This window comes from Gordonia marina (genome assembly GCF_052036135.1).
Taxonomy (GTDB): Bacteria; Actinomycetota; Actinomycetes; order Mycobacteriales; family Mycobacteriaceae; genus Gordonia.
Genome location: NZ_JBPSDN010000031.1, coordinates 1 through 18,872 on the forward strand (window position 1 = coordinate 1; position 18,872 = coordinate 18,872).

At 69.8% G+C, this 18,872-nt stretch carries 23 protein-coding genes; 8 read left to right on the forward strand and 15 right to left on the reverse strand.

Annotation, left to right across the window (positions count from 1 at the left end):
* Window positions 1–394 precede the first annotated feature (394 nt).
* Window positions 395–1,186: a ParA family protein gene (locus tag ACSEEN_RS16595; protein WP_247864850.1), complete on the reverse strand. Its 792-nt coding sequence runs from the start codon at window positions 1,184–1,186 to the stop codon at window positions 395–397.
* Between the two features lie 46 nt (window positions 1,187–1,232).
* Window positions 1,233–1,691 (reverse strand): hypothetical protein, encoded by a 459-nt coding sequence (locus tag ACSEEN_RS16600; protein ID WP_440713769.1) that lies wholly within the window; start codon window positions 1,689–1,691, stop codon window positions 1,233–1,235.
* Window positions 1,692–1,757: 66 nt separating this feature from the next.
* Between ACSEEN_RS16600 and ACSEEN_RS16605 the strand changes: the two genes are divergently transcribed.
* Entirely contained in the window at window positions 1,758–2,708 is a 951-nt protein-coding gene (locus ACSEEN_RS16605) for a diacylglycerol/lipid kinase family protein (protein ID WP_440713770.1), read from the forward strand.
* A 301-nt stretch (window positions 2,709–3,009) separates the two neighbouring features.
* Entirely contained in the window at window positions 3,010–3,264 is a 255-nt protein-coding gene (locus ACSEEN_RS16610; RefSeq protein WP_062393655.1) for a WhiB family transcriptional regulator, read from the forward strand.
* A gap of 178 nt (window positions 3,265–3,442) precedes the next feature.
* Here the strand turns inward: ACSEEN_RS16610 and ACSEEN_RS16615 are convergent, their stop codons facing one another.
* On the reverse strand, window positions 3,443–4,975 hold the full coding sequence (locus ACSEEN_RS16615; RefSeq protein ID WP_440713771.1) for a sensor histidine kinase: 1,533 nt from the start codon (window positions 4,973–4,975) through the stop codon (window positions 3,443–3,445).
* A 95-nt stretch (window positions 4,976–5,070) separates the two neighbouring features.
* Between ACSEEN_RS16615 and ACSEEN_RS16620 the strand changes: the two genes are divergently transcribed.
* Window positions 5,071–5,145, forward strand: coding sequence for a 50S ribosomal protein bL37 (locus ACSEEN_RS16620; protein WP_371307617.1), 75 nt, complete (start codon window positions 5,071–5,073; stop codon window positions 5,143–5,145).
* A gap of 74 nt (window positions 5,146–5,219) precedes the next feature.
* Here ACSEEN_RS16620 and rsrA read toward each other — a convergent pair whose 3' ends face one another.
* From rsrA to ACSEEN_RS16645, 5 genes are all read right to left on the reverse strand, one after another.
* Window positions 5,220–5,519 carry a mycothiol system anti-sigma-R factor gene (gene rsrA / locus ACSEEN_RS16625; RefSeq protein ID WP_247864854.1) on the reverse strand — a complete coding sequence of 100 codons (300 nt, stop codon included), beginning with the start codon at window positions 5,517–5,519 and terminating at the stop codon, window positions 5,220–5,222.
* Window positions 5,516–6,178, reverse strand: coding sequence for a sigma-70 family RNA polymerase sigma factor (locus ACSEEN_RS16630; protein WP_440713772.1), 663 nt, complete (start codon window positions 6,176–6,178; stop codon window positions 5,516–5,518). Before ACSEEN_RS16630 ends, rsrA begins: the two co-directional genes overlap by 4 nt.
* A 120-nt stretch (window positions 6,179–6,298) precedes the next feature.
* Window positions 6,299–7,183 (reverse strand): DUF1266 domain-containing protein, encoded by an 885-nt coding sequence (locus tag ACSEEN_RS16635; RefSeq protein ID WP_440713773.1) that lies wholly within the window; start codon window positions 7,181–7,183, stop codon window positions 6,299–6,301.
* Complete coding sequence (locus tag ACSEEN_RS16640; RefSeq protein WP_440713774.1) at window positions 7,171–8,037, reverse strand: DUF1266 domain-containing protein; 867 nt, start codon at window positions 8,035–8,037, stop codon at window positions 7,171–7,173. Before ACSEEN_RS16640 ends, ACSEEN_RS16635 begins: the two co-directional genes overlap by 13 nt.
* Window positions 8,038–8,086: 49 nt before the next feature.
* Window positions 8,087–8,923: a DUF1266 domain-containing protein gene (locus ACSEEN_RS16645; RefSeq protein WP_440713775.1), complete on the reverse strand. Its 837-nt coding sequence runs from the start codon at window positions 8,921–8,923 to the stop codon at window positions 8,087–8,089.
* A gap of 42 nt (window positions 8,924–8,965) precedes the next feature.
* Between ACSEEN_RS16645 and ACSEEN_RS16650 the strand changes: the two genes are divergently transcribed.
* The gene (locus ACSEEN_RS16650; RefSeq protein WP_440713776.1) at window positions 8,966–9,706 is read left to right on the forward strand and encodes an SOS response-associated peptidase; all 741 of its coding nucleotides are present in this window, start codon (window positions 8,966–8,968) and stop codon (window positions 9,704–9,706) included.
* On the forward strand, window positions 9,703–10,215 hold the full coding sequence (locus ACSEEN_RS16655; protein ID WP_440713777.1) for a DUF5313 family protein: 513 nt from the start codon (window positions 9,703–9,705) through the stop codon (window positions 10,213–10,215). Before ACSEEN_RS16650 ends, ACSEEN_RS16655 begins: the two co-directional genes overlap by 4 nt.
* A 152-nt stretch (window positions 10,216–10,367) precedes the next feature.
* Here the strand turns inward: ACSEEN_RS16655 and ACSEEN_RS16660 are convergent, their stop codons facing one another.
* The 3 genes from ACSEEN_RS16660 to ACSEEN_RS16670 are packed head-to-tail and all read right to left on the reverse strand — an operon-like array spanning window position 10,368 to window position 13,567.
* A complete protein-coding gene (locus ACSEEN_RS16660) occupies window positions 10,368–11,858 on the reverse strand; it encodes a flavin-containing monooxygenase (RefSeq protein WP_440713778.1) in 1,491 nt (496 codons plus the stop codon).
* 52 nt (window positions 11,859–11,910) lie between these two features.
* Entirely contained in the window at window positions 11,911–13,290 is a 1,380-nt protein-coding gene (locus tag ACSEEN_RS16665; protein WP_440713779.1) for an FAD-binding oxidoreductase, read from the reverse strand.
* A 7-nt stretch (window positions 13,291–13,297) separates the two neighbouring features.
* A complete protein-coding gene (locus tag ACSEEN_RS16670; protein WP_247864860.1) occupies window positions 13,298–13,567 on the reverse strand; it encodes a GlsB/YeaQ/YmgE family stress response membrane protein in 270 nt (89 codons plus the stop codon).
* Window positions 13,568–13,621: 54 nt separating this feature from the next.
* Between ACSEEN_RS16670 and ACSEEN_RS16675 the strand changes: the two genes are divergently transcribed.
* Complete coding sequence (locus ACSEEN_RS16675; protein ID WP_440713780.1) at window positions 13,622–14,545, forward strand: quinone oxidoreductase family protein; 924 nt, start codon at window positions 13,622–13,624, stop codon at window positions 14,543–14,545.
* Window positions 14,546–14,771: 226 nt separating this feature from the next.
* Here the strand turns inward: ACSEEN_RS16675 and ACSEEN_RS16680 are convergent, their stop codons facing one another.
* Window positions 14,772–14,957: a hypothetical protein gene (locus ACSEEN_RS16680; RefSeq protein WP_247864862.1), complete on the reverse strand. Its 186-nt coding sequence runs from the start codon at window positions 14,955–14,957 to the stop codon at window positions 14,772–14,774.
* Window positions 14,958–15,103: 146 nt separating this feature from the next.
* Between ACSEEN_RS16680 and ACSEEN_RS16685 the strand changes: the two genes are divergently transcribed.
* Window positions 15,104–15,937, forward strand: a complete 834-nt coding sequence (locus tag ACSEEN_RS16685; RefSeq protein ID WP_440713781.1) for an aldo/keto reductase — start codon at window positions 15,104–15,106, stop codon at window positions 15,935–15,937.
* A 19-nt stretch (window positions 15,938–15,956) separates the two neighbouring features.
* Here the strand turns inward: ACSEEN_RS16685 and ACSEEN_RS16690 are convergent, their stop codons facing one another.
* Both ACSEEN_RS16690 and ACSEEN_RS16695 read right to left on the reverse strand, forming a co-directional pair.
* Window positions 15,957–16,280 carry an ArsR/SmtB family transcription factor gene (locus ACSEEN_RS16690; RefSeq protein ID WP_440713782.1) on the reverse strand — a complete coding sequence of 108 codons (324 nt, stop codon included), beginning with the start codon at window positions 16,278–16,280 and terminating at the stop codon, window positions 15,957–15,959.
* Window positions 16,277–17,131 carry an NAD(P)-binding domain-containing protein gene (locus ACSEEN_RS16695; protein ID WP_440713783.1) on the reverse strand — a complete coding sequence of 285 codons (855 nt, stop codon included), beginning with the start codon at window positions 17,129–17,131 and terminating at the stop codon, window positions 16,277–16,279. Before ACSEEN_RS16695 ends, ACSEEN_RS16690 begins: the two co-directional genes overlap by 4 nt.
* Window positions 17,132–17,235: 104 nt before the next feature.
* Between ACSEEN_RS16695 and ACSEEN_RS16700 the strand changes: the two genes are divergently transcribed.
* A complete protein-coding gene (locus tag ACSEEN_RS16700; protein ID WP_440713784.1) occupies window positions 17,236–18,396 on the forward strand; it encodes an aminotransferase class I/II-fold pyridoxal phosphate-dependent enzyme in 1,161 nt (386 codons plus the stop codon).
* Window positions 18,397–18,402: 6 nt separating this feature from the next.
* On the opposite strand, the gene ACSEEN_RS16705 is transcribed toward ACSEEN_RS16700, so the two are convergent.
* Entirely contained in the window at window positions 18,403–18,870 is a 468-nt protein-coding gene (locus ACSEEN_RS16705) for an NUDIX hydrolase (protein ID WP_440713785.1), read from the reverse strand.
* Window positions 18,871–18,872: the final 2 nt, after the last annotated feature.

The following is an 18,872-nucleotide window of genomic DNA, read 5'->3' on the forward strand; positions in this document are numbered from 1 at the left end:
GTGAGGCGCGGTGTCAGTCGCGGCGGCGGCGACCGCTCGACGACCCGCCACCCGACCCCTCACGGAGCCGGTTGAGCAGTTCCGAAACCGGCTGACCACCGGTATGGGCACCATCATCCGTGGCGGGACCCCGACGACCCCGCTGCGGCATCGGCGGCACCTCGGGCACCGGCGGAACCGGCGCGGCCGACGGCTGATAGCCGGCCCCCGGGTAGTCCTGCGGCAGCACGTAGTCCTGCGGCGGCGCGTACTGCTCCGGCTGGGTGTACGGCTGCTGCGGGTAGACCTGCGGTCAACAACGCCTCAGCGCCCTGACCAGAAAGCTGCGTAGCCTCGAAGAGCCCAGTCACACCTGCCAGCGGAGTCCGGACAATCCCGCTCGGCTATCGAGCGGTCAGCCGCCCAGCTCGAAGGTCCGCAGATCCTTGCCGTTCCAGTGCCCCCACAGGTTCTCGGCGAGTTCCCGGTAGGCGGTGGCGCCCTTGTTCTTGCGCCCGCGCATCACCGATGCGCCCGACGCCGAGGCCTCGGCGAAGCGCACGGTCCGCGGGATCGGCGGATCCAAGACGGGCAGCTGGTAGCGATCGGCGACGTCGGACAGCACGTCGCGCGAATGCGTGGTGCGGGCGTCGAACAGCGTGGCGATGGCGCCCAGGGTCTTCAGTTCCGGGTTGGTGATCTGCTGCACCTCGGTGACCGTCCGGAGCAGCTGCCCCAGACCGCGGTGCGCGAGGGTCTCACACTGCAACGGCACGACCACCTCGTCGGCGGCGGTGAGCCCGTTGAGCGTGAGCACGCCGAGCGACGGCGGGCAGTCGATCAGGATCACGTCGAAGTCCTGCGCCACCTCGGCGAGCGCCCGCTTGAGCGCGTACTCGCGGCCCGGCCGCATCAGCAGCAGCGCCTCGGCGCCGGCGAGGTCGATGGTGGCCGGCAGCAGGGTCACATTGTCGTCGGTGTCGAGCAGCACATCGGCGATGTCCTCGGCGCCGAGGAGGACGTCGTGGACCGACTTACTCAGCGAATCGGGGTCGTGTCCGAGCGAAAAGGTCAGGCAGCCTTGCGGATCCAGGTCGACGACCAGTACCGACACGTCCAGGTCGGCCAGGGCCGCCCCGACGGAGGCCGTGGTCGTGGTCTTGGCGACCCCGCCCTTCTGGTTGGCGATGGCGAGCGTGCGCGTCATGCCCACCACCCTAATGTGTCGGCCCGCACAGGGCCTTCCGGCCCTGTCAGGCGTCCGGCGGCAGGTCGTGCCCGGCGAGGTAGTGGACCGACACCGGCGCGAAGACCAGTCCCAGGACGACGAGCACGATGATCATCAGCGGCGCCCCGAACAGCGCCTGGTAGTGGTCGACCAGCAACGACGACCCGGTCAGCAGCGACCACGCCACCGGGATCAGCAGGATGTTGGTGATGACGCCGATCGCACGCCCCCAGCGCCGTCCGTGATACAGCGCGATCCCGCCGGCCAGCACGCCGCCGAAGATGCAGATGAACCACAGCGCGGTGCCGGGGCCGCTGACCCACGACTCGTGGTGGTGCCCGACGAGCGCGAGGATCAGGTAGACCACCGCGACGGAGAGGCCCGCCAGGCCTTGGGCCGAGACGATGCCGCCCGCCGCCCGCAGGGTCGCCGGGATCGTGGACGACGGCCGGGGTTCGACCGGGGCGGAATCGGAATCGCTCACGCCCCTACCCTATTTGACCCCGGCCGCACCGGGCCGCGCCGGGCACCACCGGTAGGCTGGTTGCTCGTGCGCGTCATGCTGGTCACCAATCCTTTTGCCACTTTCACCACCGCGGCCGGCCGGGACACCCTGGCCAACACCCTCAGCGCGCGGTACGACGTGGACGTGGAGCACACCACGCATCGCGGACACGCCGGCGAGCTGGGTGCCCGCGCCGCCGCCGACGGATACGACGCGGTGGTGGTGCACGGCGGCGACGGCACCGTCAACGAGGTGGTCAACGGCATCCTCGGCGCGCCCGATCGGCCGTCGCCCGTCGATCCGGCCGACCTCCCCGCGCTCGGCGTGATCCCCGGGGGCAGCGCCAACGTCTTCGCCCGCGCTCTCGGCATCGACCGCGACCCGATCGTCGCGACCGCACAACTGATCTTACTGCTCGACTCCGGCAGCCGGCGGCCGATCAGCCTCGGCCACACGCTGAACCGCTGGTTCCTGTTCAACGCGGGCATGGGGATGGACGCGATCGTCGTGCGCCGCATGGAGGACAAGCGCCGCAAGGGCAAGAAGGCCACCGCCCAGCGCTACTTCGCGACCACGGTGTCGTCGTTCTTCTCGTCGTCGGTCACGCCGCCGGTCTTCACCGTTACGGTGCCCGACCGCGAGCCGATCGAGGGGGTGCGCTTCGGCTTCGTCAGCAATACCGGGCCCTGGACCTACTTCGGCACGCGGCCGATCGCCACCAACCCGCACACCGACTTCGATCACGGCCTCGGCGTGTTCGCCGCCACCAGTGTCGGGATCCTGCGCAACATCGCCCTGGGCAGCCAGTTGCTCCGCGGCTCGGACAACCCGCACGCACGGCATCTGTTCCGCGACGACGACGTCGAGTGGGTCCGCTTCACCGGGGCCGAGCCCGCCGACGTGCAGATGGACGGCGACTACCTGGGCCGGTACACCGAGTTGGAGTTCGGCACCCGCAAGCACGTACTGCACGTCGCCGCCGCACAGCCCGAATAGGACTTACCGACATTCCCGCAGGTCACAGCGTCGTACACCCGCTCGTTACCTACGGGTAACTGCCGTGTCGACTGATTGCAACCCCTTGTGATCTATCCGGCAATCAGAAAATACCCCTAGCCAAATGTCGGCACAGGGTAGTACAACGGTAACAGACAGCAAAACTCCCGCCCCCAGCGCACCGGGTCACCGGCCGCCTGCTAGGTGAGGCACCTGCTGTTAACAGCCCGTAGCAACCCACGAGCTCCAACGCGCCGCCATGAAGTGGTGCGCCTGGAGTCATGCCGCAAGGAGAGATGAAATGGACTGGCGTCACAAGGCCATCTGTCGCGATGAGGACCCGGAACTGTTCTTCCCGGTGGGCACCAGCGGCCCGGCCATCGCGCAGGTCGCCGATGCCAAGCTGGTGTGCCAGCGCTGCCCGGTGACCGCCGAGTGCCTGAGCTGGGCGCTCGAGACCGGTCAGGACGCCGGCGTCTGGGGCGGCATGAGCGAGGACGAGCGTCGCGCTCTCAAGCGCCGCAACGCCCGCACCCGCGCCCGCAGCGCGGTCTGAGACCCCGCCGGAGCACGCTCCGGCGACAAGCGAGAAGCCCGGCCGATCTCTTCACGGCCGGGCTTCTTTCTGTTCTGACCCGACTGTGACGTATTTTCTCGGGCCGGCTTTCCGGCCTGCGCATCCCGCCGACGCCGCGGCCGCACCGGCCGGAAGACGTCACGGTACGGACAACCGGTCAGTGCAGGGGGATCTTCAACTCGACCAGCGTGCCGGGGGCGCCGGGATTCGGGCCGATCGAGATGCGGCCGCCGAGGTCGTTCGAGACCAGGGTGCGCACGATCTGCAGGCCCAGCCGGTCTGAGGAGTCCAGATCGAAGCCGGCGGGGACACCCACCCCGTTGTCGGTCACCCGGACGGTGAGACCGCGCAGGTCGCGCTCGCCGTCCACCACGATCGTCGGCGCGGGCGTCTCACCGGTGAACCCGTGCTCGATCGCGTTCTGCATGACCTCGGTGAGTACCTGCACGAGGGGCATGGCGAGGTCGGCCGGGAGCACGCCGAGACGACTGCCCCGCCGCACCCGGATCGTCGCGGCGAACGGACTCGGCGCACCGACGTCGGCCAGGGTCGGGATCAGCCGGTCGACCACCGCATCGAGATCCACTTCCTCATCCACGCTGCCCGACAGCATCTCGTGCACCAGCGCGATCGACGAGACCCGGCGCACCGCCTCGGTCAGCGCCACCGTGGTCTCGGCGTTCCCGGACCGCCGCGCCTGCAACCGCAGCAGCGCCGAAACGCTCTGCAGATTGTTCTTCACCCGGTGGTGGATCTCCCGGATGGTGGCGTCCTTGCTGATCAACGCCAGGTCGCGGCGCTTCACCTCGGTGACGTCTCGGATCAGCAGTGCCGCACCCCGGCTCTGCCCACGACTGCGCAGCGGCACCGCGCGGATCAGCACGCTGGCCCGTCTGGCGTCGAGTTCCATGCGCAGCGGCAGGTCGGCCGCGGGCAGCGCGGCGCCGGTTCCACCGTCGCGCTCGCCGCAGGCCGCCGACAGCGTGGCCGCCACATCGACGGCGTCGAACGGATCGGTGAGCAGCTGGGCGAAGACGTCGGCGAGCCGGGCGTGCCCGAGTTCGGCGGTCCAGCCCATCCGATGCACCGCCGAGACCGCGTTCGGGCTGGCGTAGACCACTCGCCCGCCGGCGTCCAGACGAATGAAGCCGTCGCCGGCGCGCGGCGTGGAGAGGCCGAGCGTGTTCGCCTCGTCGAGCGGGAAGGTGCCCTCCACGACCATCTGGCACAGTGCGTCGGCGGCGTCCCGGTAAGCCGACTCCAGCGGCGACGGGGGCAGCGTCCCGGACGCGTCACCCGTCCGGCCGAGGACCGCGATCACCTCGCCGCCGAAGGTCACCGGCACGGCGATGCGCTCCACCAGCAGGTCGCCGAATCGCCGGGCGACGTCGTCCCGTTCGATCCGCCCGCTGACGAAGGCCCGGGTCACGAACGGATTGGCGCCCTGCGGGCTGGCCGGCGAGTCGACGCGGTGGCCCACCTCGTCGTGCGGGAACAGGGTCGATGCGGTGTTGGGGCGCACCTGCGCCACGTACACCTGCCGGTGGTCGGCGCCGGGCACGGCGAGCACGTAGTCGGCGAAGGAGAGATCCGCCAGAAGCTGCCACTCGGCCACCAGCCGCTGCAGGTGCAGCGCGGCCGGATCGGACAGGTCGGTGTGCTCGGCGAGCAGGTCGTGAAGGGTGGCCATCGTCGCCCATCGTAGATCAGGCGATTAACGCCGACCGGCCGCGGCGTGACAGAATCATCGATGATCTTTTCCCTAGAGATGTCAGGAGGTCCGTCATGGGTAAGCGCGGACGCAAGAAGCGTGCACGTAAGAAGAACAAGGCCAACCACGGCAACCGCCCGAACGCCTGAGTCTTCGCATAGACAAGACGACGACGGCCCGGCCCCGATCACTCGGGGCCGGGCCGTTCGCATCGCTGCCGAGGCTAGGGAGCGCTCGGGTCGGCGCGGATCGTCGTCTGCTGCACGATCACGGTTCGCCGGATCTCGACGCGCAGTCGTTCCCGCAGGCCCTCCGGCGCGGCCTCGCAGCATTTGCGCCGAAGCAGTTCCTTGATCTGCTGCTGCACCGCGTAGTGCTCCAGGCACGACGGGCACTCCTCGAGGTGCTCCTGCAGCCGTGCGCGGGCGTTGAGGTCGCACTCGTTGTCGAGCAGCAGGAAGATGTCGGCGAGTACCGCCGAGCAGTCGAGCCGTTCCCCGTGGTCCGGGGTGCCGGCGGTCATCGGGTCGCCTCGCTCTTCGCGCGGCCGATACCGCGCTCGCGCGCGACGTCGGCGAGAAGCTCCCGCAGTTGCTTGCGGCCGCGGTGCAGCCGGGACATCACGGTGCCGATCGGGGTGTCCATGATCTCGGCGATCTCCTTGTAGGGGAGTCCTTCGACGTCGGCGTAGTAGACGACCATCCGGAAATCCTCCGGCAGCTGCCCGAGCGCGTCCTTGATCTCGCTGTTGGGCAGGGCGTCGAGCGCCTCCACCTCGGCCGACCGCAGGCCGGTGGAGGTGTGCTCGGCGTTCGCCGCGAGCTGCCAGTCGGTGATCTCGTCGGTCGGATACTGCGCGGGCTGCCGCTGCTTCTTGCGATACGAGTTGATGTAGGTGTTGGTGAGGATGCGGTACATCCACGCCTTGAGATTGGTGCCCTTCTTGAACGACGAGAACGCCGAGAAGGCCTTCACGTAGGTCTCCTGCACCAGATCCTCGGCGTCCGCCGGGTTACGCGTCATCCGCAGCGCGGCACCGTAGAGCTGGTCGAGCAGCGGCAGAGCGTCCCGCTCGAACCGCGCGGTGAGCTCCTCCGGGGTCTCTGGAGCATCGGTGGCCTCGTCAGGCACAAGGGTCCCTTCTGTGGAGATGTGCTGGATCAAGTCTAGCTTTGCGCGCATGGGTTGCGGCCTGTCGTGCAGGACTGCGATCGTCATGTCTGGCGTCACCTCCGAGGCGTTGTCCGTAGTCGCCTATCGAGTCAGGTCAACACCGCGACGGGCACAGTTGTTCCCGAACACTCAGTCCCCGGGCTGGTCATCGTCCGCCGGCAGGACACGCTCCGCCGGGAACGGGATGTTGTTCCACGGCGATTCGGGGTTGTCCAACAGCGGCCGCATCATGAACAGCGCGTCGGCGATGCCGTTGCCCCAAGTGTCCGGATAGGTGACGATCCGCCCGACGTTGCAGCCGATCGCGTACTCGCGCCAGCCCGAGTACAGATCTGACGCCGAGTCCCGGCACATCATGGCGACGTTGGCGACCACATGCTTCTCTCCGTAGCCCACATTCACACCCCATTTCGCGACCGCACCGGCCCTGAGGTAGTCGTAGCCGTCGAGGGCCTCGGCTTCCTCGTCCGCGCCGAGCAACTGCGACATCCGTACGGTGTCCTCGGCCCGGCGGATCCCGGGGATGGCCCCGCGCAGCGCCTCGGCGAACTCCGGGGAGCCGCCGGCGCCCGCCACCTCCGCGTCGATCGCCGACGCCCAATCGGCGTCGGTGATGGTCGGCAACTCGCGCGCACGCTTGTAGCGTGTACGGATCTGGACCGCCTCGTAGGAGTGCCAGTCACCCCAGCCGCTATTGACCAGCGAGTTCAATGCGTTCATCCAGCCCTCGGCGTCGGTGATGCCGTATAGGTCCAGGCCTTCTCGGGGTTCCATGTGGCCCACCGACGTGAGCGAATTCCACCATCCGCCGTGGCTGACACTCATCGGACAGACCACCGCCAGGCCCTGGGCGAGCGGCCCGTACAGCGGTCCGTCCGGGAGCGCCGCGCACGGAATCGCGCTGTAGTCGCGCCGGATCGCGGCGTCTATCTCCTCCCTGGTGTCCTTCTTGTTCGCCAGCTTCTCCTGCCGGATCCGGCCCGGCGTTCTCTTGATCGAATTCAGAAGTCCCATGACTGCTCCTCGAAGTCGTCGATATTCAGGTCCGCTAGGGGAAACCGGAGAACCCGCCACGGGCTCTCCGGGTCGATGAGGCAGGTCGCCACCGCGGACAGGACGCTCTCGAACCGGCGATGTTCCTCCCCCGGATTCGCCAGTAACGTCGCGCCGGCGACCACGGAGACCGCGTGCTCATGCCAGGACGCGCAGCGCGTCCCGATCAGGTCGCGCGCGGCCAGCAGCGACTGGGTGACGGCCGCATGATCGGCATACCCTGCCTTGGCCCCGAGGCAGATCGTGGAGACCGCGTAGGCCGCCTGATATCCCACGACGGTGTTGACGTGGTTGCCCGCGGCCTGCAGCCCCGCGCCGGTGAGCCAGGCGTCGACCTCGGTGATCCGCGGGGCCAGCTGGGCAAGCCGCTCATGGGCACTGTCGGACTGCTCGGTGCGGTGCAGCCAGTCGTGCAGTCCGTCGACCCACGCTGCCGGAAGGTCACCACCGCACGCCCGGATCAGGTCGGCACGCACCTGCAGGATCGCCTCGATGTCGCCGGGCGACGCCGGATCGAGCACTCCGCTCAGGTACCCCACCCAGTCGCCGGGATTGTTCACTCCCAGCTCGGCCGACAGGATCACGCGGGCGTCGTAGACCGAGCAGTCCGGCAGGTCCAGGGCGTTCCAGCACGCGCCGCGGGTCAGTGCGATCGATGCGCCGAGGGCGAAGGCCTGCGCGGTCTCGCCGTACAGTGCACCGCCGGGCTGCGCACGCAGTTCACCGGCCGCTGCCGCCGCCAGCGTGGCCGGTACCGGCCACGGCGGGTCATCGTCGCCGCGGGTCTGCACGTACCGCTCGAGTAGCTCGTTCATCGCGGGACCGGGCCGCGGTCCGACGTCCACCTTCCGTGCATCGCCGCCGTCAGCGGCCCGCGGGGTACGGAATGTTCGTCCACGGGCTCGCCGTGCTCGACAGCAGCAGCTTCGTGATGTCCGCGGCTTTCCGGAATACCTGATCGCTCGGGTATCCGCCGTCGAACATGGAGTGGGCGAGGACATAAGCGGCACCGAACGACGGCCATGACGGGTACATCGCGGCAGCATTCGCGCCGAGAGCGTCGATCATGGCGTTCACCGTCTTCGGGTCGGAGAAGCCCGCACGTGCCCCGGTGTTGATCAGGTGTGCGGCGGCGGCGAAGTCGTAGGCGAACAGACTGCGAACGTACTCGCCAGGCGGCAGGAGTCCTTCTTCGGCCAGCGCCTGTTCGGCGTGGAACGCCTTCACCGCGGCGCGCAGGACGGCATCGGTCCGTTCGTCGTCCCAACCGCGCACCTGCTGCTGGGCGTCGACAGCGGGCAGCCACTCGTCCAACGACAGGTAGCTGGCGGCCCGCTCGACGAGCAGGTGGTGCCGAATATTCAGCGCCTCCTCGCCGGGTTCGGCGACCGCGGAGGCCGCCCGGAGGGTCTTGTCGGTCACCTCCAGCCACGACTCGCTGCTGGTGATCTTCCAGTCCCGCGCCAGCTCTATCTTCTCCTCGCGCGAGGCCACCAACCGGCCGGTGTCCGGCCGTTCGGGGCTGTTCCAGAACGTGCCGGCCCGGATCGCCTCCGGTGCGCCAAGGGCAAGGGTCGACGCGGCCAGGCCATGGGTGGGGCCGTTGGGCGAGGTGAGGATCTGCGGCTCGACTCCGGAAGTCATCGACGGTGTCCCTTCGCTGTGCGTTGGCGCCCGACCGAAGCGCCGCGGCGCAAGCATACTGGACGCCTCGTCCGTTTCTGCGGGTGCGACAATGGGGACATGTGCGGACGGTATGCGGTGGCGACGGATCCGGCGAAGCTCGCCGCCGAGATCGACGCCCGCAACGAGGTTCCGGAGTCCGACGACCTCGGCCCGAACTACAACGTCGCACCCACCACCACGGTGATGACCGTCGTCGACCGGCATGAACGCGGCGACGCCGCCGAGCCCGTCGACCGTCGGGTGCGCGCCATGCGCTGGGGCCTGATCCCGCCGTGGACCAAGGAGTTCGGCAAGGGACCGCTGCTGTTCAACGCCCGCGCCGAGACCGTGACGGAGAAGCCGGCGTTCCGGGCCGCAGCCAAGAACAAGCGCTGCCTGTTCCCGATGGACGGCTGGTACGAATGGCAGGCCGGCCCCCTGGACAGCCGGGGAAAGCCCACCAAGATCCCGTTCTACATGTCCCCGCGCGACGGTTCACGACTGTTCATCGGCGGGTTGTGGACGGCGTGGCGCTCACCCGAGGACCGGGAAGCCGGGAACGACGACGCCTGGATCTCCAGCGCGGCGATCCTGACCACCGAGGCCGTCGGCGCCCACCGGGAGATCCACGACCGGATGCCGCTGATCATGCCGTTCGAGTACTGGGCCGCCTGGCTCGACCCGGACCATCCCGCCGACCCCGGCCTGCTGGCCCCGCCCGACCTGACGCTGGCCGACGCCATCGAGATCCGCGAGGTCTCTCCCCTGGTCAACCGGGTCGCCAACAACGGCCCCGAGCTGCTGGAGGCGGCGCGATGAGTACCACCCCTTCGACTCCGCTCAGGAACCACCCTTCGACTCCGCTCAGGAACCACCGGCCGGGCCCGCTGCAGCGACTGGGCTATCTGCTCGGGCGGCCGCTCCCCGAATCGATGCGGGACTGGGTGCGCCGCGACATCACCGGCCGGCGCAACACGCTGCGGTATCTCCTCCGCGGCTTCGTGCCCTTCGTCCCGATCGCCGTGGGCCTGTGCTTCATCCCCGCGCCGTGGTGGGTGCGCGGCGGCATGGTGCTGCTCCTGGCGATCCCCTTACTCTACTTCCAGATCGCCCTGAAGGACGTCTACCGGCGCCACCTGCTGCGCAACAACGGACTCGACCCGAAGCTGGCCGACAAGGTGAAGATCGTGCGCCTGTCCGACGCCCAGGCCCTCTACGAGGCCAAACACCGGCCCGCGGTTCCTGAGCGGAGTCGAAGGGCGGTCACCGCGCCGATCGAGATCGACGGCGTCGTCGTCGACCGGTCGCCCGACGAGAATCAGCGCTGATCCGCCGGACGTGGCTTCGACTCAGTCTCGACCCCGCGGGACTCGACCGGTGGTTCCTGAGCGGAGTCGAAGGACTCGACCGGCTCAACGAGGCCTTGTCCAGCCGGCTGAGTAGGCCGAGGAACGAGGCCTTGTCGAGGCCACGCCTCTTCTCACGCGTACGAGTAGTCGTCCAGCGGGAAGCTGTCCATCTCGTGCAGGGTCGCGAGGGTCGACGACGGGCGCAGGAGCGTCGCCTCGCCGTGCTGGTTGAAGTAGTAGCTGCGTGACGTCGCGCAGTCCCCGGCGTAGAACACCGACGAGTCGAGCGCCTTGGTGGAGCGGTCGAGGTAGCGCGTGTTGGCGTCCTCGGTCACCTCGAAGGTGTGGGCGCCGCGGCGTCGCAGTTCGGTGAAGAGCCGGGCGATGTGCTTCATCTGCCCCTCGATGGTGGTGAAGTAGCTCAGTCCGCTGTACGAGTACGGGCTGTTCAGGCTCAGCAGATTCGGCATCTTGGGCACCGCGACACCCTCGTATGCCTGGAAGCGGCCCTCGCGCCACCACTTCCCCAGATCGCGGCCGTCGCGCCCGATGATCTGGAAGGCCGGGAAGTTGGTGTCCCAGAGGTTGAATCCGGTCGCCAGCACCAGCGTGTCGATCTCGGTTTCGGTGCCGTCCTCGCTGATGATCCCGCCCGGCGTGAACCGCTCGATCGGCGACGTCTGCAGCGTGACGTTCGGCTGGTTGAACACCCGGAAGTAGGTGTTCGAGAACGTGGGCCGCTTGCAGCCGAAGTCGTACGACGGCGTCAGTTCCCGGCGGGTCCTCCTGTCGCGCACCTGCGCGCGCAGGTGCGCCTTCGAGAGCAGCGCCGCGAGCTTGTTGCCGGGCTTGGCCTGCTTGAAGTGCAGGACACCGAAGACCATCAGCGCTTCCAGGAGCGAGGTGTTGACCAGCCGGGCCGCCTTCTGCGTCAGCGGCACCTTCTCGAACAGGGTCTGCACGCCGTCCGGGATCGCGAAGTCGATCTTCGGCACCACCCAGATCGGGGTGCGCTGAAAGACGGTGAGCGCCTTGGCCTTCCGGGCGAGCTCGGGGATCAGCTGCACCGCCGTCGCGCCGGTGCCGATCACCGCGACGCGCTTGCCGGTGGCGTCGTAGTCGTCGTCCCAGGCCGTGGTGTGGAGGATCTCGCCGGTGAAGTCGCCGATCCCGGGGAAATCCGGGATGTGCGGCTGGCTCAAGAATCCGGTGGCGGTCACCAGATAGCGCGCGGTGCGGCTGCGCCCGTCGTCGGTGTGGACGGTCCAGAACCGGCCGTCGTCGTCCCATTCGGCGCGGACCACCGCAACGCCGAATTCCATGTGCCGTCGCAGGTCGTACTTGTCTGCGATGTGTTCGGCGTACTTCTTCAGTTCGGCGCCGGGCGCGAAGAGCCGCGACCAGTGCGGGTTGGGCTCGAACGAGTACGAGTAGGTGACCGAGGCGATGTCCACCGCGAGCCCCGGGTAGTGGTTGACGTGCCAGGTGCCGCCGAGATCGTCCTCGCGCTCCAGGATCGCCAGGTTCTCCAGGCCCTGCCTGCGCAGTTCCATCCCGGCACCCATGCCGCCGAAGCCCGCACCGACGATCACCGCGTCGTGATCGAGTCGCTTCTCGCCCATCGTCCAGCCTTCCCCGAAATCTACATGTGACTACGACTCACAGTAACTGAGGTCACAGGCCCCGGCCAGGCGGCGTCACCGGCGCCATCCCCAGCACGCCCGGATTCAGGGCCCCCCGCGGGTCCAGCGCCGACTTCACCGCGCGCATCGCGGCCAGATCGGTGGGCGAGCGCGACAGATCCAGCCACGGCACCTTCGCCCGGCCGACGCCGTGTTCGGCGCTGATGCTTCCGCCGAGCCCGGTCACGGCCCGCAGCACCCGGTCGGTGAGCTCGTCGGCGCGGGCCGGATCGACGTCGAGCAGGTTCACGTGCAGATTGCCGTCGGCGAGGTGGCCGAACGGGATGTGCCGGGCACCGAATTCGGCGGCGAGCGGGTCGACGGCGCCGATCAGATCACCGAGCGCCGGCAGCGGCACCGACACGTCGAGCTTGACGACGGGGGTGGTGCTGGCGCGGGCGATGATCTCGGTGTGCGCCTCCCGGACCGCCCACAGCTGCGCGGCCGAGCCCTCCTCCAGCACGGCGTCGGCCACACCGGCCGCCTCCAGCGCCGCGGCGAGGTCGGCCCCGGCGGCCTCGACCGTGACCAGCAGCAGATACGGCGGCGGGTCGGCGAACGGACGACGATGCCCGTGCTCGGCGAGCAGATCCATGCCGCGCCTGATCATCAGCTCGGCGGCGCAGACCACCAGCCCGGCCTCCTCGATCGCGGTCAGCATACGCAGCGCGGCGGCCGGGTGATCGACCGCCGCGATCGCCGACGCGGTCCGCCGCAGCTGCGGGACCAGCCGGAGGAGGACCCCGGTGATCACCGCGAGGGTGCCCTCGCTGCCGGTGAGCAGCCCGGGCAGGTCGTATCCGACGTTGTCCTTGCGGAGCGGCCGCCAGCGGCGCAGCACCTCGCCGGACGCGAGGACGGCCTCGATACCGAGGACCTGCGCACGCATCGAGCCGTACCGGACCACGTGGATCCCGCCGGCGTTGGTGGCGACCATGCCGCCGACGGTGGCACTGTCGCGCGCGGCGAGATCGACCCCGAAGGCCAGACCGGCGGCGTGGACGCGGCGTTCCAGGCGGGCCAGCGGCACCCCCGCGCCCGCGCCGACCGCGCGACCGGGGACGTCGACGTCGTCGATCCAGTCCAGCCGCGCGGTGGACAGGACGATCGCGGACATCCCGACGGGCGGGACGGAGCCGCCGACCAGGCCGGTGTTGCCGCCCTGCGGACAGATCGCGACCCCGGACCCGGCGCAGCGTCGTACCACGCCGGCCACCTCGGCGGTGTTGCCGGGCCGGACCACGGCGAGGGCGTCGCCCGTCCAGCGGCCGGTCCAGTCGGTGAGGTATCCGGCGGTGATCGCCGGATCGGTCAGGACGTGAGCGCCGCCGACGATCCCCGCCAGATCGTCGAGCAGTCCCGCCGCGGACATCGCCGGGTCAGTTGCGCTGCTTGGAGTTGACCAGACTCATCAGCCAGATCAGCAGGCACGCACCACCGAGGCAGGTCAGGAAGCTGAAGCCCCAGCCCGCCTCGTCGACGTTGACCCCGAAGAATTTGAGGATGAAACCACCGACCAGGCCGCCGATCACGCCGACCACCACGTTCAGCAGCAGACCGAGCGAATCGGTCCGCTTCATCAGCCTGGCCGCGAGCCAGCCGGCGAGGCCGCCGATCAGAATCCAGCCGATGACGCTCAGTGGCAGCATGTCGTTCCCCTTCGTGGACAGCCCGTTTCCGAACCTAACGCTACCCTGGCGCCCATGACCATCAGTATCGTCGCGACACAGTACGGAGAACCCGCCGATTCCCTGGCGGCGGTCCAGACGCCGGTCCCCGAGCCCGGGCCCGGCGAGGTGGTGGTGCGGGTGACCGCCGCGGGGGTCAATCCGTTCGACGCCAAGCAGGTCCGCGGGCAGGTCGGCAACGACCCGGCCAAGCTGCCGTTGCGGATCGGCGGGGAGGCGGCCGGAGTGGTGCACGCGGCCGGCACCGGCACCGAGGTCAGCCCGGGTGACCGCGTGGTGGTCTACCCGGCCACCGGCGCGTTCGCCGAGTACGTGACGGCTCCGGCACCGAACGTGCACGCCATCCCGGACGGGCTCGACGACGACTCTGCCGCGGCGCTGCTGCTCGCCGGCGTCACCGCGGCCGACATCCTCGCGACGCTGGGTGTCACCGGCGACGACGTGCTGCTGGTGCACGGCGGTGCCGGCGCGGTCGGGGCGATCGTGACCGCCCGCGCGGTCGCCGCCGGGGCGACCGTCATCGCCACCGCGTCGGCCGCCAACCACGACTACCTGCGCGGACTCGGCGCGATCCCCGTCGACTACCGGGGCGATCTCGCGGCCGCGGTCGACGCCGCGGCACCCACGCCGGTGACCGCCGTCGCCGACACGGTGGGCTCCGACCAGGCGATCGACGTATCGCTGGCGCTGGTGCCCGCGGACCGGATCGTCAGCATCGCGGCGTGGGGCCGGACCGGCGACGGGATCGTCGTGGTCGGCGGCAGCACCGAGGAGTCGCGGCGGCATCGCCGCGAGGCGGTTCCCGGACTGGTGGCCGATGCCGCGGCGGGGCGGATCGTCATCGAGATCGCCGGGAGTTATCCCCTCGCGGAGACCGCGCGGGCGCTGGAGGCGGTCAGCGGACCGCATCCGCGCGGCAAGTACGTCGTGCGGCCCTGACGTCCGGGACCTCGGCTGCTGTTTCGTGGCCGCTCAGCAACCACGAGACAGCAGCCGACGCGAGGCCGTGTCGTCTCCTGAGTCTTCTCCGAAGGCATCGGAGGATCCGCTGGGCGGCCGGCAAGGCGGAGGAGGGAGGCATAGCGGCGCTATGCCGGCCGACGACGACGCCGCCAGGCGCTGCGCGGGCCGCCGAGGACCGGAAAGAGACTCAGGAGACACGGCCTTAATCGTGCTTGGCGAAGAACCGGGCGACGGTGATCGCGCCGACCACCACCAGCACCACGACAGCGATCCACAGGACCGCCTTGATGAGGGCGCCGGCGATCGAGGCCAGGATCAGGATGCCGAGGATGACGAGGGCGATCTTCAGCGCCGAGGTGCGCTTGTGTTCGGGGGTGTGCGTGCTCATGTCTCCACCGTGCCTCAGCGGGGCCGCCGAGTCACCCGCGGCTGAGGGATCCGGGCCGGAAATCGGTGATCACCCGGAGACGGTGCCCGACGACTTCCCACCCGAACCGGGGAATGCCCCGGATCCCGGCCGCGTTGAACCGGACTATGACCACGGTTCCGCAGATCACCCTGAACAACGGCGTCACCATCCCGCAGCTGGGCCTCGGCGTCTTCCAGATCGCACCGAAGGACACCAAACAGGTGGTCCTGGACGCGCTCGGCGTCGGCTACCGGCACATCGACACCGCGCAGATGTACGGCAACGAACGCGAGGTCGGTGAGGCGATCGCGGAGTCCGGGATCGCCCGCGACGAGATCTTCGTGACCAGCAAGCTCAACAACGACGCGCACGATCCCGAGGCCGCGCGCGCGGCCACCGCCCGCAGCGTCGACGCGCTCGGCGGCCCGCTGGACCTGTACCTGATCCACTGGCCGATGCCCGCGGTCGGCGACTTCGTCGACACCTGGCGCGCCATGGAGGAGTTCGCCGAGCAGGGTCTGACCCGCGCGATCGGCGTCGCCAACTTCCAGATCCCGCACCTGCAGCGCCTGCTCGACGAGACCGGGACCGTTCCGGCCGTCAACCAGATCGAGGTCCACCCCTACCTGCAGCAGAACCCGCTGCGCGCCTTCGGCCGCGAGCACGGCATAGCCACCGAGGCGTGGTCCCCGATCGCCCAGGGCGACGTCCTGGACGACCCGGTCCTGCTCGGTATCGCCGCCGACACCGGCCGCAGCGTGGCCCAGGTGGTGCTCCGCTGGCACCTGGAGCGCGGCGACATCGTCTTCCCCAAGTCGTCTCACCCGGAGCGCCTGCGCGAGAACTTCGACCTCTTCGACTTCTCCCTGAACGACGACCAGCTCGCCGCGATCGCCGCCCTCAACGCGGACCGCCGCCGCGGCCCGAACCCGGACGAGTTCAACTGGATCCCCGGCTGAACCGCACCGGCCGACGGGTTCAGTGCCCGTCGGCCCGGCAAGCACGGATGGTCGTGACCAGTGCGTCCAGGGAGTCGACAGTCGCATCGTCGATCGTGACGCGGTAGATCCGGGTGGTTCCATCACGCTGCGCGGCCACCACGCCGGTGTCCCGGAGTATTCCGAGGTGCCGGGACACCGTCGATTGCGGCGCATCGACCGCCGCCATCAGCGCGGCGACACTCATCCCGTCGTCCGCGGCGAGCAGGCAGCGCACGAGCGCGAGACGCAGCGGCTCGCCCAGCGCCCGGAACAGCGGATGCAGGTCTTCGATGAGCCCGTCGACCCGTTCGGCGTGACTCATCGGCCGAGCTTGTCGGCAAGCGCGCCGCGCAGGTCATCGAGTGCGGGATGGTCGGCGGCGTCGCGGTCGGCCCAGGCGTCGAGCATGGCGAGACTCTGACGCGCATGACGACCGAAATGTGACCGCGCGTACGCGGGCGCGTCGAACGGCGCCATCAACCCGAAGAGCCGCAACCCGCACCAGGCCACCGCCCGCGGCACCGGCCGATGCCGCTCGCCGTCGATCGACCGCACAGCCTCCGCTGCCGCGGCGCCGGGTCGGGCGAGATTCTGCAACAGCCGTCCCCAATCCCCGTCCTGCACCGCCAGCTCGGCCATGTACGGCATCGTCCACGCGGTGCGGGCCAGCCCGGATTCGATCGGAACCACATTCGCGGCGCGGCCGAAGGCCGCTGCCGCCCGCGCCACCGCATCGTCCGGCCCGGAGAGCTCGAACAGGGCGCGCCCCGGTGCCCAGGCGTCGGTGACCGGGCCGCGGCTCCACGCGAAGAACGACGGCGCCGCCAGGACCGCCTCGGCTGCGGGAAGCCGCCGGCTGAGGAGTTCCAGGTCGCCCGGAACCTTGCTCATCGTGGCGACGACGCCGGCGTGCTCAGCCGCGAAATCGAGCACTTCCGCGTCGACCTCCGCCGGAGGCACAGATAACACGACGACGTCCCACTCCCGGGATGCCGCGTCCTCGTACGTCAGCACCTCCACCGTCCGCGACGACCGTCGGCGACCCCGGCCGCTCCGGCACGTCCGCGCACCTTCCGCGTTCCGCGAGGCGACGGCGATCTGCGCGCTCTCACCCGCCAGACCGGCCGCAGCCACCCCCACGGCGCCGGCGCCCGCGATGAGAATCCCAGCCATCCGTAACTCCATCCTAATATCCGGATATACAGATATATCACGGCTACGCCCGGCCTCCGAACCGGCGGCACAGCTCTTCCGAGGCTCGACACTACGATCTCCCCATGGAGTTCTCCCGGCGCGCCCAGGCCGTCAGCCCGTTCTACGCGATGGAGTACGGACGGCGGGCCGCCGAACTGGAAGCCCGCGGCACCCACGTGGTGAAGCTCAACCTCGGAGAACCGGATTTCGGGGCGCCCCCGGCGTTTCTCGAGGAGATCCGGCGGATCAGCGACGGCCGCCCGATGCCGTACACCGGCGCCCTGGGCGCCCCCGAGCTGCGGGCCGCGATCGCCGGGTTCAGCCGCGAGCGGTTCGGGGCGCCGATCGACCCGGCGCGCGTCGTGGTCACCACCGGCGCATCGGCGGCGCTCCTGCTGGCGTGCGCGGCACTGATCGATCCGGGCGACGAGGTCCTGGTCGCCGACCCGTCGTATCCGTGCAACCGGCGCTTCGCCGAGAGCTTCGGCGCGCAGGTGCGGCTGCTGCCCACCGGACCGGAATCGCGATTCCAGCTCGACGCCGCCGCCGTCGCGGACGCCTGGAGTGAGCGCACCCGCGGGGTGATGGTCGCCTCGCCGTCGAACCCGACCGGCACCAGCCTTCCCCACCAGGACCTTCTCGACCTGAGTCACGCGACGCACGACCGCGGTGGGTGGCGCATCGTCGACGAGATCTACCTCGGTCTGGCCGACGGCGAGCGCCGGAGCGTCGCCGCCGACGATCCGGGCGCCGTGGTGGTCAACAGCTTCTCCAAGTACTTCGGCATGACCGGCTGGCGCCTGGGCTGGATGGTGGTGCCCGACAAGATGATCCCGGTGGCCGAGCGGCTCGCGCAGAACTACTACATCTGCCCGCCGACGCCCACGCAGGTCGCGGCGCTGACCTGCTTCGCCCCGGAGACCCTGGCCGTCGCCGAGGAACGCCGCGCCGTCCTCCGGCGACGCCGGCGACTCGTTCTCGACGGACTGGCCGGCCTTCCAGGCATCACCGTGCCGGTCGAACCCGACGGCGCGTTCTACGTCTACCTCGACGTTTCGGGCACGGGCCTGTCGGCCACCGACTTCTGCGACCGGGTCCTGGACGAGGCGCACGTCGCACTGACCCCCGGCAAGGACTTCGGCACCCTCGGCGCGGAACGCTACGTCCGCCTGTCGTACGCGACCGGCGACGACGACCTGCGCGCCGGACTCGACCGGCTCGCCGGCTTCCTGGCGGCCGGCTGACGCCGGCTACCCCGCACCGAGCGCTTCGCGAAGTCGCTCGATCAACGGCACCTGGGCGGGGTTCAACTTGACCGCGGCCTCGCCGACGCCGAACCAGCCCGCCCGGTCGACCTCGGGGAAGACCTGGGTCCGGCCCGACCGCGGCGGCCAGGACAGCTCGAAGGTGTTGCTGCGCAGCGTATCCGGGTCGAAGTCACCCTGCAGCGCGAACGCGGTCACGTACTTGCCGCTGCGCAGGCGCACCTGCCCCAGGTCGGTGGCGATACCGTCCGGCACCGCGTGCCCGGTCTCTTCGGCGAACTCACGGCGGGCCGCCGCCAGGAGATCCTCGCCCTCCTCGACCAGTCCTTTCGGGATCGACCACGCGCCATCGTCCTTCTTCGCGAAGAACGGCCCGCCCGGATGGACCAGAAGGACCCGCAGATCGTCGCCGCGACCGCGGTAGAGCAGGATTCCGGCGCTGTGTTCGGCCATGG

Excerpts from the sequence above, each read along its gene's own strand:
- ACSEEN_RS16615 (WP_440713771.1), bottom strand. The coding sequence starts at position 4,975 with ATGGCCACCCTTCACGACCTGCTCGCCGAGCACACCGACCTGTCCGAT.
- ACSEEN_RS16700 (WP_440713784.1), top strand. The coding sequence starts at position 17,236 with ATGGAGTTCTCCCGGCGCGCCCAGGCCGTCAGCCCGTTCTACGCGATG.
- ACSEEN_RS16665 (WP_440713779.1), bottom strand. The coding sequence starts at position 13,290 with ATGTCCGCGGCGGGACTGCTCGACGATCTGGCGGGGATCGTCGGCGGC.
- ACSEEN_RS16650 (WP_440713776.1), top strand. The coding sequence starts at position 8,966 with ATGTGCGGACGGTATGCGGTGGCGACGGATCCGGCGAAGCTCGCCGCC.
- ACSEEN_RS16705 (WP_440713785.1), bottom strand. The coding sequence starts at position 18,870 with ATGGCCGAACACAGCGCCGGAATCCTGCTCTACCGCGGTCGCGGCGAC.
- rsrA (WP_247864854.1), bottom strand. The coding sequence starts at position 5,519 with ATGACCGCCGGCACCCCGGACCACGGGGAACGGCTCGACTGCTCGGCG.
- ACSEEN_RS16610 (WP_062393655.1), top strand. The coding sequence starts at position 3,010 with ATGGACTGGCGTCACAAGGCCATCTGTCGCGATGAGGACCCGGAACTG.
- ACSEEN_RS16595 (WP_247864850.1), bottom strand. The coding sequence starts at position 1,186 with ATGACGCGCACGCTCGCCATCGCCAACCAGAAGGGCGGGGTCGCCAAG.
- ACSEEN_RS16680 (WP_247864862.1), bottom strand. The coding sequence starts at position 14,957 with ATGAGCACGCACACCCCCGAACACAAGCGCACCTCGGCGCTGAAGATC.
- ACSEEN_RS16655 (WP_440713777.1), top strand. The coding sequence starts at position 9,703 with ATGAGTACCACCCCTTCGACTCCGCTCAGGAACCACCCTTCGACTCCG.
- ACSEEN_RS16645 (WP_440713775.1), bottom strand. The coding sequence starts at position 8,923 with ATGCTTGCGCCGCGGCGCTTCGGTCGGGCGCCAACGCACAGCGAAGGG.
- ACSEEN_RS16695 (WP_440713783.1), bottom strand. The coding sequence starts at position 17,131 with ATGGCTGGGATTCTCATCGCGGGCGCCGGCGCCGTGGGGGTGGCTGCG.
- ACSEEN_RS16690 (WP_440713782.1), bottom strand. The coding sequence starts at position 16,280 with ATGAGTCACGCCGAACGGGTCGACGGGCTCATCGAAGACCTGCATCCG.
- ACSEEN_RS16675 (WP_440713780.1), top strand. The coding sequence starts at position 13,622 with ATGACCATCAGTATCGTCGCGACACAGTACGGAGAACCCGCCGATTCC.
- ACSEEN_RS16635 (WP_440713773.1), bottom strand. The coding sequence starts at position 7,183 with ATGGGACTTCTGAATTCGATCAAGAGAACGCCGGGCCGGATCCGGCAG.
- ACSEEN_RS16670 (WP_247864860.1), bottom strand. The coding sequence starts at position 13,567 with ATGCTGCCACTGAGCGTCATCGGCTGGATTCTGATCGGCGGCCTCGCC.
- ACSEEN_RS16685 (WP_440713781.1), top strand. The coding sequence starts at position 15,104 with ATGACCACGGTTCCGCAGATCACCCTGAACAACGGCGTCACCATCCCG.
- ACSEEN_RS16640 (WP_440713774.1), bottom strand. The coding sequence starts at position 8,037 with ATGAACGAGCTACTCGAGCGGTACGTGCAGACCCGCGGCGACGATGAC.
- ACSEEN_RS16630 (WP_440713772.1), bottom strand. The coding sequence starts at position 6,178 with ATGCGCGCAAAGCTAGACTTGATCCAGCACATCTCCACAGAAGGGACC.
- ACSEEN_RS16660 (WP_440713778.1), bottom strand. The coding sequence starts at position 11,858 with ATGGGCGAGAAGCGACTCGATCACGACGCGGTGATCGTCGGTGCGGGC.